The sequence below is a fragment of the Mesorhizobium sp. ZC-5 genome, assembly GCF_025753855.1.
GTDB lineage: Bacteria > Pseudomonadota > Alphaproteobacteria > Rhizobiales > Rhizobiaceae > Neomesorhizobium.
Genome location: NZ_JAOWPT010000017.1, coordinates 55193 through 70304, shown reverse-complemented (window position 1 = coordinate 70304; position 15112 = coordinate 55193). Strand labels below are relative to the sequence as shown.

Annotated in this window: 10 protein-coding genes and 2 pseudogenes; 6 read left to right on the top strand and 6 right to left on the bottom strand. The window is 57.5% G+C overall.

What is annotated here, in order from left to right; genetic code table 11:
* The first annotated feature begins 75 nt into the window (after window positions 1–75).
* Window positions 76–1050 (top strand): glycosyltransferase family 2 protein, encoded by a 975-nt coding sequence (locus tag OHD58_RS27785; RefSeq protein WP_263806857.1) that lies wholly within the window; start codon window positions 76–78, stop codon window positions 1048–1050.
* Window positions 1051–1063: 13 nt separating this feature from the next.
* Here the strand turns inward: OHD58_RS27785 and OHD58_RS27780 are convergent, their stop codons facing one another.
* The 4 genes and pseudogenes from OHD58_RS27780 to OHD58_RS27765 form a co-directional block, all read right to left on the bottom strand.
* Window positions 1064–2989 carry an acyltransferase family protein gene (locus OHD58_RS27780; protein WP_263806856.1) on the bottom strand — a complete coding sequence of 642 codons (1926 nt, stop codon included), beginning with the start codon at window positions 2987–2989 and terminating at the stop codon, window positions 1064–1066.
* 43 nt (window positions 2990–3032) lie between these two features.
* The gene (gene rfbG, locus OHD58_RS27775; RefSeq protein ID WP_263806855.1) at window positions 3033–4085 is read right to left on the bottom strand and encodes a CDP-glucose 4,6-dehydratase; all 1053 of its coding nucleotides are present in this window, start codon (window positions 4083–4085) and stop codon (window positions 3033–3035) included.
* Window positions 4086–4979: 894 nt separating this feature from the next.
* Window positions 4980–5853, bottom strand: a pseudogene (locus tag OHD58_RS27770) (IS110 family transposase).
* Between the two features lie 130 nt (window positions 5854–5983).
* Window positions 5984–7882 (bottom strand): hypothetical protein, encoded by a 1899-nt coding sequence (locus OHD58_RS27765; protein WP_263806854.1) that lies wholly within the window; start codon window positions 7880–7882, stop codon window positions 5984–5986.
* A gap of 388 nt (window positions 7883–8270) precedes the next feature.
* Here OHD58_RS27765 and OHD58_RS27760 point away from each other — a divergent pair, with 388 nt between their 5' ends.
* Window positions 8271–9062: a DUF1499 domain-containing protein gene (locus tag OHD58_RS27760; protein WP_263806853.1), complete on the top strand. Its 792-nt coding sequence runs from the start codon at window positions 8271–8273 to the stop codon at window positions 9060–9062.
* Here OHD58_RS27760 and OHD58_RS27755 read toward each other — a convergent pair whose 3' ends face one another.
* Window positions 9063–9968 carry an MBL fold metallo-hydrolase gene (locus OHD58_RS27755; RefSeq protein ID WP_263806852.1) on the bottom strand — a complete coding sequence of 302 codons (906 nt, stop codon included), beginning with the start codon at window positions 9966–9968 and terminating at the stop codon, window positions 9063–9065.
* A gap of 115 nt (window positions 9969–10083) precedes the next feature.
* Here OHD58_RS27755 and OHD58_RS27750 point away from each other — a divergent pair, with 115 nt between their 5' ends.
* Complete coding sequence (locus OHD58_RS27750; protein ID WP_263806851.1) at window positions 10084–10665, top strand: biotin transporter BioY; 582 nt, start codon at window positions 10084–10086, stop codon at window positions 10663–10665.
* Between the two features lie 66 nt (window positions 10666–10731).
* On the opposite strand, the gene OHD58_RS27745 is transcribed toward OHD58_RS27750, so the two are convergent.
* Window positions 10732–12636 (bottom strand): polysaccharide biosynthesis protein, encoded by a 1905-nt coding sequence (locus OHD58_RS27745; protein WP_263806850.1) that lies wholly within the window; start codon window positions 12634–12636, stop codon window positions 10732–10734.
* Window positions 12637–12915: 279 nt separating this feature from the next.
* Here OHD58_RS27745 and OHD58_RS27740 point away from each other — a divergent pair.
* From OHD58_RS27740 to OHD58_RS27730, 3 genes and pseudogenes are all read left to right on the top strand, one after another.
* Window positions 12916–13117: pseudogene (locus OHD58_RS27740) on the top strand (transposase); the annotation flags it as partial.
* Window positions 13118–13547: 430 nt separating this feature from the next.
* Window positions 13548–14489, top strand: a complete 942-nt coding sequence (locus tag OHD58_RS27735; protein ID WP_263806849.1) for an NAD-dependent epimerase/dehydratase family protein — start codon at window positions 13548–13550, stop codon at window positions 14487–14489.
* A 45-nt stretch (window positions 14490–14534) separates the two neighbouring features.
* A complete protein-coding gene (locus OHD58_RS27730) occupies window positions 14535–15092 on the top strand; it encodes a sugar transferase (protein ID WP_263806848.1) in 558 nt (185 codons plus the stop codon).
* Window positions 15093–15112: the final 20 nt, after the last annotated feature.

The window sequence follows — 15112 nt, the reverse complement described above, 5'->3', positions numbered from 1 at the left end:
GTCGAAAAGGCATCTTGCTCTCGACGTCATTGCGGAGAGTCAAACTCGTCGGCGATCGCCTCGGGTGAGCCTGCGATGAAACCGCTCATCTCGATCGTTGTCCCGGTCTTCAACGAAGAAGACAATGTCGGGCGAACCTATCGGGAATTGAAGCGGGTCACCGCGGAACTCGACGAGTACGAATTCGAGTTCGTGTTCACCGACAACCACTCGACCGATTCCACCTTCCAAAAACTTTATGAGATCGCCATGACGGACACCACGGTCCGTCTGGTTCGTTTTGCCCGCAATTTCGGCTTCCAGAAATCCGTCCTGACCGGTTATCGCCTGGCAAGGGGCGCCGCGGCGATCCAAATCGACGCCGATCTCCAAGATCCGCCCGCGCTTTTCGGCACTTTCCTGCAGAAGTGGCGGGAAGGCCATGACGTCGTCGTTGGCGTGCGCCGGCAGCGACGTGAAGGCCGGATGCTGCATCAGGGGCGCAAATCCTATTACCGGCTGATGGCGCGGCTGGACGGGCCGCACCTCATCCCCGACGCAGGTGACTTCCGGCTGATCGATCGATCGGTGATCGAAAAACTGCGCCGTATTCATGAGCCACATCTGTACCTGCGTGGGCTGATCTCCTCCCTGGCAAGGCGCCAGATCGGTGTTCCGTTCGATCGCGCCGAACGCCTGCACAACCAGAGCAAGTTCCGCTTCGGCGCCTTGCTGAAACTGGCGGCGCAAGGCGTGCTGGCGCATTCAAGCCTTCCCTTGCGGATCGCCTTCTATGTCGGATTGGCGACGGCTGGCGCTGCCGCAGTTCTCGCGGCATTTTACCTTTTGCTCGCGATACTCAACCCCGGATCCATTCCACGCGGCTTCACCACCACGCAGATCCTCATCCTGTTCGGCATCGGTCTCAACAGCCTCTTCCTTGGCGTGATCGGAGTTTATGTGGGACGCATCTACGATCAGGTCCGGCTGCGGCCGGCGACCGTCATTTCCGATGCCGTGAACTTCGACGATCCCATCGACGAGATCGAACAGGAACTAATAAGGATGTAGGATTCCGGACAGGCTATTGTCGATTACCTTCCATTTCAGAATGCTCACGGGAAGCGAGAACCTCCATCAATCGATCAGAAATACGCGCGACATATTCTGTGGATCCCTCGGTAGTGAGATGTCCCCTGTCCCAGTGATACGGATTTTTGGCTTCGGACACAAATTCGCAACGTCGGCTGATGCAGACCCTATCGATGACTGAAACGTAAGTTAGGTCAGCGTTCTCAAACAATGACATCATGTTTTTGTCGATGCGAAAGACGTTGCTGGATACTTCTTCCGCAGATGAGAATTTGGAGCGGTTGCCACTCATCCAATGTTCGGCAATTAATGTTGGTACGACATCACGATAAATTGGGCTCTGGCCTAAAACGACCACTTTCGATCCTGCTTTTGCTATAGAAGCAACATTTGCGTATAGCTGATTTGGCAAGGCATCATCGACTACCCAAGCTGCCGCTAGTATTACGACATCAGGCTTGTGCTCGGTAATCCAGGATAGGACATAGTCATTAAAGGGCTTGCAGTTAGGCCTGCTAGGTACTGAGCGACCGACAACCGGTGGACAAGCAGATGCCGTCAATTGTCCAAATCCATATCCTTCTTTCTCAAAAAGCAACTGTAGTCCGGGAACATAGTGGGCAGCATAGCTGTCCCCCCACAATAGTACGACCGGACCCTTCTTGGTCGGTACGCAAGCGTCCATGTCAATTTCTTGGTAGGTTTGTTCAGGCCTTAGGAAGCAGGAACCTTCTCGATAGGCTCGCGAGTAGTCATATTTATAAGCAAGCATTTCTCGTACGTCCGGCGGAAGACGCTGAGGAAAACCGGCGCTGCCTACTATAATCAAGGCCAAGACAAGCAGTGCGCTGGTCCCGAAAAATGAAAATTTTGCTATGAAACTGGTCGTCCAAAACCCATCCCGACGGCGGGTAGGGCTCTCTACACAATGATACGAAACCATTGCAAGGGCTAGCGATACGGAAATGACGAGGGCTGTTTCTGACCAAAACTCCACACCGGGAATTGCGTGACGGGTGAAAACTATCACTGGCCAATGCACAAGGTAGAGACTGTATGAAATGCGGCCCACGTATACGAGTGGAGAAATGCTGAGGCATCGAGTTATAAAGCTGAAGCTTTGACCTCCCCAAATAACTAGGGCCGCGCCCATCACGGGTGGTAACGCTGCCACGCCAGGAAAGGCAGTCGCCCCTGAGTACTGGATTGCCGAAAAGCCGATCAATGCCAGTCCGGTGACAACGGCCGTATCCCCAAAATATTGACCTTTGGGTTTCGGCACAAACGGTAGCGCTAGAAGGCTGCCAGCCAGCAGTTCCCAAGCGCGAAAGGGCAGCATGTAAAAAACAGTTGTCGGCGAAACAGGCAACAATGCCTGCGAAAGCAATAAAGAGCTAAAAAATAGAAACGCGGCAGAAGCAGTGAATAATTTTAGACCGAATCTCAGCAGGAAAATTGCAAATACAGGAAATATAATATAGAAATGTTCTTCAACTCCGAGAGACCAGTAATGTAGAAGCGGTTGAGTTTCCGCTGCTGGACCGAAATAATCCCCATTCATCCAGAAGTATAAATTTGCTGAGAATAAACTTGAAAATATAAGCGATGATCCAAATTCAGAAAATCTATCCGGCATAAATAACAAGTATGAGGCTATCAATGCAATTAAGGATACGAACAGATAAGCTGGGATTATCCTTCTTGCGCGGCGTTCATAGAAATCCTTAAGCAAACTAGAAATTTTATCTTTATGTACGGAAGAGCGATAAAGGTTAGCGCTTATAAGATATCCTGATATTACAAAGAAAATATCTACGCCAACAAAACCTCCGGATACGAATTCAAAGCCAATGTGGTAAAATAATACTGCCAGCACGGCAATGGCGCGCAAGCCGTCAATTTCTGCACGATATTGCAACAACGGCCTCCGATGTGAACGCGCCCAATCGCAAGCTTTCCCGTTAGCGTTTGTCCGCATAGCGGGCAATCTGTTCTTCCATCAAGGTCGCGGCGTCTTCGCCGTTGCGATAACGGCGATACCACTCTGCGGTCCATGCCACGGTGGTCGGAAAGTCCAACACCGGGTTCCACCGCAATTGCTGCCGCGCCTTGGAAATGTCCAGGCGCAAGAAATTCGCCTCCTTCAATTCGGAGGCATGCACTTCGACCGTGCGGTCGGATTCGCCCATATCCGCGAGTAAGGCACGCACCAGGGTCTCGACTGTGACCTCATTTCCCTGCTCCGGGCCGACATTCCAGGCCCCTTCGTCGCCGCCGTCTGCAAGCAGTCGCTCTCCAATATGGAGATACGCGTGCACCAGTTCGAGCACATGCTGCCAGGGCCGTATTGAACCGGGGTTCCGCAGCACGATAGTTTGGTTGGCATAGCCGGCGCGGATGATATCCGGCACCAGCCGGTCTTCCGACCAATCGCCGCCTCCAATGACATTTCCGCCGCGAACCGTCGCCATTCTGGCGGAGCCGGCCAACGGCAGCATGGTCTCGGCGTAACAGGTGGCAACCAACTCGGCGCAGGCCTTGCTGGCGCTGTAGGGGTCTTTGCCACCGAGTTGATCGGTCTCCCGATAACCCCAGGCCCACTCATTGTTCCGGTAAACTTTGTCCGTGGTTATGCATACGACCGCACGCACCGATGGGCACTGGCGCGCCGCCTCCAGCACATGCACGGTGCCCATGACGTTCGATGCAAAAGTCTCAATGGGATCGCGGTAGGATCGACGCACCAGCGGTTGCGCCGCTAGGTGAAACACCACGTCCGGTGATGCTGCCTCCAGATGCTTCTTGACGACGTTGAAGTCCCGGATATCGCCCATCACGGAATTCATGCCATTCGCAACGCCGGCGGTTTCAAAGAGGTTGGGGGAGCCCTCCGGCGGTAGGGCGAGGCCGCTTACAGCAGCGCCTTCCCTTTTTAGCCAGGAGCAAAGCCAACTGCCTTTGAATCCGGTATGGCCTGTCACGAATACACGTACATTGCGGTAGGCGTTCGGCATCATCGCTTTGTCATCTCTCTCGGACGTCCGCCGATACCGTGGAACGCAACCGCCGCCAAGATGAAATCGATTCTGTACACCGGTTGCTTCAGCGGCGAATTCGAGGCGCTCGCGCGAAATAATGCCAGCGACCCAGTGGTGTCCCGCAGGGCAGCGTGCGACCTTCCAACGTTGGTCGATGACGAGCGTATCAGTGCCGTTAGCGGCGCAAGCCGACGCGGATTCAGGCCAAATAGGCTGGAGCATTTCAGTTTAGATGGAAAACTGTCCTGCGACTGGACCTGCACCTATGCCATCTGAAGAGGGGTAAGGATAGGCGGGGCCTGTCTACCGCACCAGGGGCAGTCCAAACACCTTATCTCGATGTCCACGAAACCGGCACCAGGCCAGGAAGCGAAAAGCAACACGACGGTTCCAGCAGCCAGGATGGCTATCCATCAAGCGAGCAACGTCGTTATAAAATCGATGTCACTTGGTGCGTGGTGGATGCGCTGCGCTTGGATTTTACGAACGGAAGCAGATGAGGCGGATGCCTCCCGCTCCCGGCATCTGAGTGTCAAAAGTGTGGCTCCGAACGTCGCCCCTCAGCACCTCGCGCCGAAAGGGTGCCCTCAGAACACCGCTCTGATGTCCGCTGTCAAAACTATGGGCGCACAAACCCACCCAACCCGAGAAGCGGCTGTTTTGCCGATGATCGCGCATGGGCAGAGGCGGGACGTCGGTCATCAAGCTCTGATGCGCGGGTTGGCTACCGCATTCCCGATTGTGCGTCCGGGGCTGTTCCTATTTTATTGCGGGCGTCGGTCGATTTGCCGGCCACAAAGCGTCCGACGGGCATTCCCTGCTGTTGTCCCGCCTCCGCCCATGCGCGAGGTGTAAGTCGTCTTAGCGGGTCTACGATTTGATCGCCTGCGCCTCCCTTGCAACGGCCCACATGAAGCCGACCATTCACGGGGGATCGCGGTGCAGACCACGTTGTCCTTTTGCCTCGTCCGCTCAACATCCGATATCGGATGTCAGCCGGGCCTGCGCCTTTCCGAGGCTGAGATATCCCATGAGCTGGCGCGGGCTCTCAAACCGCTGCACGTCGCCACCTGGTGGCGAACGTCATGACGAAGATCAGGTCCGCGTCGCGCAATGGCGCCCGCACGATCGGCGCCAGCGACCAGGCTGGAACGAACTCCTCGATCATCTGATGCGTGGGGTGATCGAACTGCTGCTCCTGCAGCCGGCGCAGATAGCGCATCGTCTAGCCCTTCTTGCGAGGATAGATACGTCCGTGCTTGAGCATGAAGGCGCTCACATGTTTGCCGGTGGACGCGAAGTGTCTCGACTCCGCCGCCCGGACGCGGACGAGATCCCGCATGGTCTCGTGACCTTCATCGCGAACCCATACCGCCGTCAACTCACCGGCGCGCAGCAATCTGGTCAACGCAAAGCCATCCCGGCGATTTGTCTTCACCCAATCGCCGGACTTCCTCGAGATCAGCGAGGGGCGATCACGATGCATTCATGGCCGAGCGATCGGGTCAGCCGATAGAGACCATAGCCGATCGGGCCGGCCTCGTAGCAGAAATACACCTGATCGAACATGGTGGCGATCCTGGATAACTCGATGCATGTTCGAATCCGATGCGTCGACCTCGCCGAAGAAGCGAACCTCTCCCTCCCGGCTAGCGTCCGCAATCGCGAGGGCATTCCTCAGCTTCGGGACATCGATTCCGACAAATGCTTCAGTATAATCTGCAACGGCTCGTCTTTCTGTGATGAGGATCGGCTCGGCCGCCTGAGCAACACTCGGACGCGCAGTGTAGCGCGAGCCACCGCATCGACAGAGGCATACATGCGGTCTCATTTGGCGCTCGGCATCAGACACCTCGACTGCAATCTCGGAGATCTCAGCGCCCCATCAAACCAAAGAGGTCCATCACGCGAGCGCCGACTGCCGTCGCCGAATAACGATGCGTTTCGCCCGGTGCTTCGCGGGTCCAATAAAATCCGGGATAAATATCCGCAGGAAGTGTGATCTCCTCAAGGGAACGGAAACAGGCCCTGGTATTTTCGTCCATTCGAAGCGCGGCAAACGTGTTGCCTTCCCCCTGCAAGACCGGAAAGTACAGCACTGCCGTTTGGGCGGGCAAAACGACGGTCTGGTCCCAGTCAAACGGTGCCTTGGCCTGGCCATAGTCAAAGGTGAGCGTCAATGGCTTGGCACACCCAGCCAGTCTCAATCTAGCGTACCGGAGATTTTCCCCATAGGGAAGATCAAGCGACAATCGAAACGGCGTCTTCGCATTTGTCGGATCCACGCTGGGTTGCCCCCAAATGTGGTTCTTCGGCATCGAGTCGAGCTTGGCAAGCAATTCATCGAAATTTGATTGCTGCCAAACCCTCAACGGCAGAAGGGTTGCAGCGCACAGCACTACGGCGGCAGCCGGAAGCATCCCGAAATAGAGACTTTTAGTGGGGCGAGCGCGACCTCGCACCACCAGACCAGCGGCAAGCGACCACAAAGCTCCTGCCATCAACAGCATGCCGATGGAACCGTAGACGAAAAAGTGCCGCGGGTGATACTGGATGAAGGTTATCGAAGCAAAGAAGGCGATAGGGACCAGGAAAACGAGCGCGCGTTGGCGCAGAAAATACAGAAGGGCGGTGAACGACCCTAGCGCCGCCAACACTTGAATCACGGCATCGGCGCTTAGCCATCCGAATAATGTTCGGTGAAATGCGGTGATCGCCTTGGCAGCAGCATCGGCTGGAAATTGCCATATCGTCAGTAAGAAAGCCTGCTTTCCCGTTTCGTCATATCCCGGAGTGCCATACATCGGGGCATCTGCACCCTGTGCGGTCGCAAATATTTTCGTGGCTGTATAAGCGTAAAGATCCTTATAGCTGAGTGTATAAAACATATCCGAATCAACACTCAGTGCAGAAAGGTACATCCGGTTTTGCCCAAGAAAGTAAAAATGAAAGACGTTTCTGTCCAATGTGGACCAGAAATTGAAGACTTGATTGTTGAATAAAGTTATAACCGCGATGAAAGCCAAGGCAGAGATCATGGCATTTCTGAATTTTCGCTGCATCATCGCGCTCGCGAGGATGGCCATCAGGAAAAAATAGATAAATAACTGGAAGTCTTGCCGGAATCCCAAGGTTATGCACAACACAAGAGCGGACGCTATCGAAAGCACAATCTGCCGGCGGTCGGCACTCTCGAAAACCTTCACCAGCAGATAAAGTAGCAGAGCGAAGAACGCGGCTTTCGAGAAATCGCGAAGATGCGGGAGAATCTGCGAGGCCGTTGTATCTACAGCCACGATCACGAGCGCCACCCCGATAGCGACAATGCGTGGCATCATGAGACTGCCCAGCAGTGTCAGCCCCAGCAAGAACAATGCCTTCAAGGCACCTGCCACGGCGGCGGTGACAGACCATGAAAGCCCTGCGAACTTCCAGATCCCGCCAAAGGTGTAGAGCGATCCGATAATCTGGTGATGAAATTGTTTGATATCGCTCAATGACGCGCCAGTTGGGAGTGGGAAAATCGAGTTGCAATCGACCCGATTTTTGCGGCGGCTCAGGAACTCGCTTAATTCTGGAGGTCGCTTTCCGACGATATCCGCCATTTGACCCGTACAGGCGAACGCAACTGCTGGAGCATATTGCTCCTGGTAGAAATGGCCGAAATCCGGACGGCTGTTCCAGTCGTTATACCCGGAAGAAAAAACGAAAATGATCGCCGCGATTGCGGCCAGCCACCAAAAGTTTTCTGTTCGCGCAAAAATGCGTTGCATCCAAATCCCCTCAGACTGACCAGTCTCTAGACCAACAGGTAATCGGGAGACAAGCGCGGCGACTAGCAATACCTTTATCGCCGACAATCTGCTGAGGGCGAGATCGGGGCCCTGAAGAAGCTCAGAAGACTGTCATCGTCGAAATCGGCTTCATACGCTCGAGGACGTTTCCCGGCGAGCCCGTCGGGATCATCGCGGCCGACCAGGGCGTTCTCTACGGCCACACCGAGACCGGGGCGGCAAGCGAAGTCCCAGGCGTGGCCGAGATGATTCGTCGTGTCTGGCTTGACAGGGCGATCTTGCTTAGTGCCGCGCGGCAGCTTTGACCCGTCAGCGCCGAGCGAATATGTAAACGGCGTCCGAACACAGGCGAAGCGACGCGGCGGAAATGGCAGTCTATATCGAGCAGCAGACATCGCGTGCCGCCGGCTGGTCGCGCGCGACGGCATATTTTTCCGCAGTGCTGTTCGTTACGGCCGCACTGAGCCATCGCTTCAACCTGCTTGAGACACCCGGTTTTATCATCGTGCTTGGGCTGGTCGGGACGCTGGCGGTGCTTGCGCTGCTGCTGGCGGCAATCGCTTTCCGCCGGGTCTGGAGCTATGGCGATCTCGGTGGACGCGATATTGCAAAGGGCGTGGCCGTGGCCGTGGCCGTTCTCACACCGTTCGCCGTTTCGGGTTATCGCGCCTACGTCCATCCGGGACTTAGTGATATTTCCACCGATACGCTCGACCCGCCACGATTCGCGCGTGCAGCGCTTGGGCGCGGGCAGGGGATGAATCCGATTGTGCCGATTGGCAGGGAAGAGGCGAAAATTCAGGCGGAAAATTATCCGGAGGTCACCGGCAGGCGCTATGACGTCCCCGCTGATCGGGCCTTGAGCACGGTCCTCACGCTGGTCCAAAGTCGCGGCTGGCGGGTTTACGAGGCGCCGAGAGAGACATTGAGCAACCCCGAGGTGACGATTGAGGCGCTGGCGACGACCGCGCTGCTGGCGTTTCCATGCGATATCGCCATCAGGGTGACCGACGAAGGCAACTCCACCTATGTCGATATGCGCTCGGCATCACGTTTCGGGCGGCATGATCTTGGCGACAATGCCGCCCGAATCGTGGCCTTTCTCGACGAGCTCGATGCGGGCATAGCGGCTCAGGCCGGCACGATTCCGGCCGAATAGCTACTTCAGCGCATATTCTCCGTCGATCGACGGATCGCCGTCGGTAACCGCGATTCCGCGGCTGACCAGATCCTCGATATGGGCGAGTACGGACAGCCCCGCCGCCCCATGCAGCCGTGGATCGGTGTCGCGGTAGATCGCGCGAACCATTTCCGGGATGGTTCTGTCGCCACCGGCAAGGCGCTCGATGATGGCGCGCTCGCGCACTTTCCGATGCGTCTTCAGTCCACGCATGAACGGACGCGGCTTGCTTACTGGGCCGCCGTGGCCCGGCAGCAAGATTTTGTCGTCGCGCTCGATGAGCCGATCGAGTGAGGCCATGTAATCCGTCATGGCGCCATCGGGCGGGGCGACGATGGATGTGGCCCACGCCATCACATGGTCGGCCGAAAACAGTACACCGGTGCCCTCCAGCGCGAATGCCGCATGGTTGGCCGTATGGCCTGGCGTCAGGACCATCCTTACAGCCCAGCCGTCACCCCGCGTCACGCTGTCGTCGGCGAGCGTTAAATCGGGCACGAAATCAGTGTCCGCGCTGGCATCGAGCGGATTGACCTCGCCGATTCGCAGAGGCCTGGCGGGGCGGTGTGGGCCTTCGGCGCAAACGACCGCTCCGGTCAGTTGTCGCAATTCTTTCGCCAGGGGAGAATGGTCGCGATGCGTATGGCTGACAAAGATATGACTAACCGGCCGGTCGCCGATGGCACGCAGAATCGCCTGCAGGTGCTCGGGATCTTCCGGTCCCGGATCGATCACCGCCAGCGTCTGTTCGCCGACGATGTAGGTGTTGGTGCCGTGGAACGTGAATGGCCCGGGATTGTTCACTGTCAGCCGTCTGATTCCCGGAGCGACCTCTATCGCTTCGCCGTAATGGGGTTCGAACCGGGTATCGAAATCAAGAGTCATGGAAATCCCTGCTTAACATTCACCGAACGTGATAGCGTCATTGCCCGGTAGCACGGAAGCGGCTATGTCGGAACCGGCGACGCCGCCACCGATGTGTCACTGGAAGAGGTTCTTTATGTCTGCTGCAGCCATCACAGGTCCGCTCGTAACGCTTGCCTTGCCGCAAGACCGCAATGCCAGGCTTGTTGTTCAAGTTCTGCTGGTGCTCGCAGGGACCGCGCTGCTGGCGCTCGCCTCGAAAATCACAGTGCCCTTCTGGCCGGTGCCGATGACGCTGCAGACGCTCGCCGTCTTCTTGATCGCGGCGACCTACGGCCGCAATCTCGCGGTTGCTACCGTGATAGCCTACTTGGTAGAGGGCACGATCGGCCTGCCGGTATTCGCGACTGGCGGCGGTCTCGCCTATATGACCGGGCCGACCGGCGGCTATCTTGCCGGCTTTGTCGTCGCTGCGGCGATTGTCGGCCACGCAGCCGACAGGGGTCTCGACCGCAATCTATTCACCCTGTTCGGCGCTATGATGCTGGGCGAAGTGGCCATCCTCGCGTTGGGCGCCGCTTGGCTCGCGGTGTTGATGGGGGCCGAAAAGGCGCTCTCCTTCGGTGTCGGCCCGTTCATCGTCACCGATGTCGTGAAGATCGCGCTGGCGACGGCAACCGTTCGGGCCGTCGGCTCGCTGCTGACCACACGCAAGTAGGCTTCCAGTCGATTGGCGCGGCGCGGCCACGGGTCGCGCCGCAGCAGGTTTCTCCTGCCAATGAAATCAGGCTTGATCGACGACGACGCCTCCAGCGTCCTGAACTTCGTTCGGCTGCATGGGCCGATATTCGGGCACGATGTGCAACAAAAGCTCGATCGCGCGCACGGAATTTTCTTTTCCGACGGCCGTTTCGATCCCGGATAAAGTGCGGTGCAAAAGCGCGCTATCGATGATCCGCGGCGAGGCGATCACATAACCTTCTTCAGTTAGGCCGTCCTGTGCTTCCGAAGTGTCGAAAAGCTCTTCATAGAGCTTCTCGCCCGGCCGGAGACCGGTGAAGGCGATCTCGATGTCGGTATGTGGCCGAAATCCCGCCAGTTGGATCATGCGCTCTGCGAGGTCGGCGATCCGCACGGGCTCGCCCATGTCCAGCACCATGATCTTGCCGCGATCCGACTGCTGCCGCAGCGCGCGGGCGGAAGCGTGGAGGACAAGTCGGACCGCCTCCGGGATAGTCATGAAAAAGCGAACCATGTTCGGGTGCGTGACCGTGACCGGCCCGCCATTGGCGATCTGCTCCTGAAAGCGCGGGACGACCGAGCCATTCGATCCCAGCACGTTGCCGAAGCGGACGGTCTTGAACCTTGTCTTCTTGGTGACGACGTCCAGCGCCTGGCAGTAGGCTTCGGCGGCGCGCTTTGTGGCGCCCATAATGTTCGTGGGGTTGACCGCCTTGTCGGTGGAAATCATTACGAACGTGGAGGCGCCGTTTTCCATCGCAGCGTTCGCAACGTTGCGCGTGCCAAGGAGATTAGTCTTGATGCCCTCGAGGGGATTGCTCTCGACCAGCGGGACGTGCTTCAGCGCGGCGGCGTGAAAGACGACCTCAGGCTTCACGTCCTCGAAGAGGTGGGACACGCGCCTGCCGTCGCGAACATCGACGATGCGAGTGACGATCCTGAGGTTGGGATGGCGTTCCCGCAATTCCAGATCAAGCAGATAAAGGTGGAATTCGGAGCTGTCAGTGATCGCGAGTTCGCTAGGGCCGAACATCGCGATCTGGCGGCAAAGCTCGGAGCCGATGGAACCGCCTGCCCCCGTGGCAAGCACGACCTTGCCGTTGATGAGACCGGCGACCCCTTCGAGATCGGTCTTTACTTCCGGGCGTCCCAGCAGATCGCCCAGATCGATCGGCTTCGGCTCCAGGCGGCCGGTTATGAGCGCGGTTTCGGTCACGCTCGGAATGCGAGAAGCCTTGATGCCGAGGCGTGTCGCCAGTTCGACGATCTCGCCGAGCTGCTCTCGGCTGGGAGCAGCTTCCGTGACGATCAGTTCGGAAACTTTTGTGCCGTTACGCTGAAGCTTGGCGACGATCGGTTCAAGCTCGGACAGCGAGCCCAGTACCTTCACACCTTGCACCATCCGCGTGCTGTTAGCACCGTCATCGAGAATGCCGATCACCGCGGTTTCGCGGTTCACGTCGCGTCGGGTCGACCGAATGAAGCTCTCGGCTGCATCGGTAAGTCCGTAGAGAAGAACGTACCGCTTCTTCTTCAACCTCTGCTGGGAGAGGATTGGAAATCCCAAACTGCGTTCAAGGAGCAGCCGATAGGCCAGCCGCGAGGCCGAAAGGCCTGCTATCATGTACAAGGTCGTCAGCACCGGGACCGAACGCGGCACGTTGGAACCGCGCGTCATCAAAAAAGCCCCGACCGTGTAGACGAGGACCGAGAAGGCCGTCGCCTTGATGATCGTTGTCAGGTCCGGGATGGAGACGTAGCGCCAGGAACCGCGATGCATCGAAAAGAAAAAGAAGAAAAAAGCGCAAACCGCGATGAATGCCCCGGTTTTTTCAGCGATGCCTGGAGTCTCGAGCGCGAGATCGATACCAAGAACAGTCACATATGAGAGCAAAAATGCCGATCCGGCTACTATCAAATCATGGGCAATGCTCAAGTATCGCTTCAAAGCGAACTCTCCCCGCAGAAATTCATTGTTTGTCTACCCGCTTGCCTGTTAGTTACCCGAATCGAGCTGTCCTTACAACATTCCAGCGCTCGTTCGTGGTGGAATTGCTGAGGCGCGTCGCCGCGCTCTCGCAACCAAAAATTGAGAGATGCCTTCATCCTTCAGTTATATCGGGAATCGTTGAAGGATATCTGACATGCTCTGACTCCTGAAAACTCGATCGTTTTTGGTTAGAGTTTTTCGCTGTATTCTCGCGGCTGGGAGAAGGAGCGGAGAGCGATGAAGGCATCGAAGTTCTCAGACGCACAGAAGGCGTTCATTCTGAAGCAAGGATCGGGCGGAATTCCCATGGCGGAGATCTGTAGTCGGGCGGGCATCAGCTACGCGACCTACTTCAACTGGAAGAAGAAATACGACGGCTTGCTGCCCGAAGCGGTTGAAGCAACTCGAGGACGAGAACGGCAAGCTGGGCGAGTTGCTTCGTTCCGAAGCATAAATACGGGGTGGGGTTCTTCTCGGCCTTTTCTTCAATGTGTGCGACTACTGGTATCCCTGTACGGACGGCCGCGGTGTAAAAGACGGCCGCGGTGTAAAAGGGTGAGATGATTGCTGCCTCGATCCCCGTCGTCGTTGACGCTTAATCCTTCCTATCTTACGACCGGGGCTAGTCAGTTTCGGGCAAACACTGCGCGCTTATCGAAACGGCAGTCGATCAAAAGGGCACATGGACACTTCAGCGCCGATCCTATTGCAGGTGAAACGGTGGCCGGCGTGGCGGCTTCGGTGTACCTGCAGAATTGACTATACGGGCCAGTGCCTTTCGGGACGCGTCGCCGCGATTCCGCAACCGAAAAACAATGGGCGATGTCTTCATTCTCTGGTTATATCGGGAATCGTGAGGGAAATGTGACATGAAAAGAATCCTTGTCACGGGTGCCAGCGGCTTTGTCGGCGGCCTGCTTGTGCAGCGGTTGCGCGACGCCGGATTCGCTCTCAACCTTGCCGGCAGAGCTGCAAGGACGGCGGCACCCCACGGCAAGGTGCAGTATTTCGCGGTAGGTGAGGTAGGGTCGCAAACCGACTGGCGCCCTGTACTGCAAGGTTGCGACGCGGTCGTCCATCTCGCGGCACAGGTACCGCTGCGAGGAGTCCCGAATGAGGCGTTCGACGAGGTCAACGATCGGGGCACCGCGCGGTTGGTGGAGCAGGCCGCAGCCTCCGATGCCAAAGTGCTTATTCTGTTGTCAAGCGTGTTCGCGGTGGCCGATAACTCAGCGGAAACGCCTGTCAGCGAGCAGACCACGCCCACTCCGACAACTCCTTATGGACGCTCGAAACTGGCGGCGGAAAGCCACATGGGCCAATTCGACGGGCCGGGCCGTATCGGGATCGTCCTCAGGCCTCCGATCGTCTATGGGGCAGGCGCACAAGGGAACTGGCGCCTGCTCCAGCGCCTCGCCGCGACGGGAGTGCCGCTACCATTCGGCGCCATCGGTAACAGCCGTACGCTGATCGCGGCGGAAAATCTCGCCGATGCCATCTTCGGGTTGGTTTCGCTGCCGGATGCAGACCTGAAGCCGGGAACCTACATGGTCTCCGATGAGGAATCCGTCAGTCTGAAGGAAATCCTCACTTGGTTGCGTTCCGGCATGGGAATGTCGCCGCGGCTCGTGCCCGTGCCCGCGGCATTGCTCAGGGTGTTGCTCAGGACGCTTGGCAAGGAGAAGATCGCGAAGAGCCTTCTCGGCAATCTGCAGGTCGATTCAAGGCTGTTTCGCGAAACCTTCGGCTGGTCGCCGGAAATCCGGCCCCGGCAGGGGATCACACGTTCGGGTGCCGGCTTCCAACGGTGAAAAATCTGGCTATGGTCGCGCATTCTTGAACAGGCGGTTCGGAATTTGACGAAGCGTGCATTTGATTTCCTTGTCTCCCTTGTCGCGATAATCCTTCTGCTGCCAGTTATGGCGATCGTCGCCATCGTGGTGAGGCGCTCGTCGCCAGGTCCGGCACTGTTCGTGCAGGCCCGCGTCGGGAGGCATGAGCAGCCCTTTCAGTGCTACAAGTTCCGCACCATGGCGACGGGAGCGCCGCTGGCCGGTTCTCACGACGTGTCCGCAAGCTGGATTACACCCACCGGCCGCCGGCTGCGATCCACGAAGCTCGATGAACTCCCTCAACTTTTCAACGTTCTGCGCGGCGACATGAGTCTGGTCGGCCCGCGCCCTTGTCTTCCGAATCAGGAACATGTCATCCGGGCACGGCGGGCAAAGGATGTCTTCAGTATTCGGCCGGGAATAACAGGCCCCGCACAATTGGCCGCCATAGATATGTCCACTCCGGAGGCGCTGGCTGAAGCAGATCGCCGATACATCGATACGAAAAACTTCTTTTCAGATCTCGGCATACTTTTCGCGACCGTAGCGGGGAAAGGATCAGGAGATGCCGCGCGCTACTAGCGCTCGTGCCGGGATGTGCC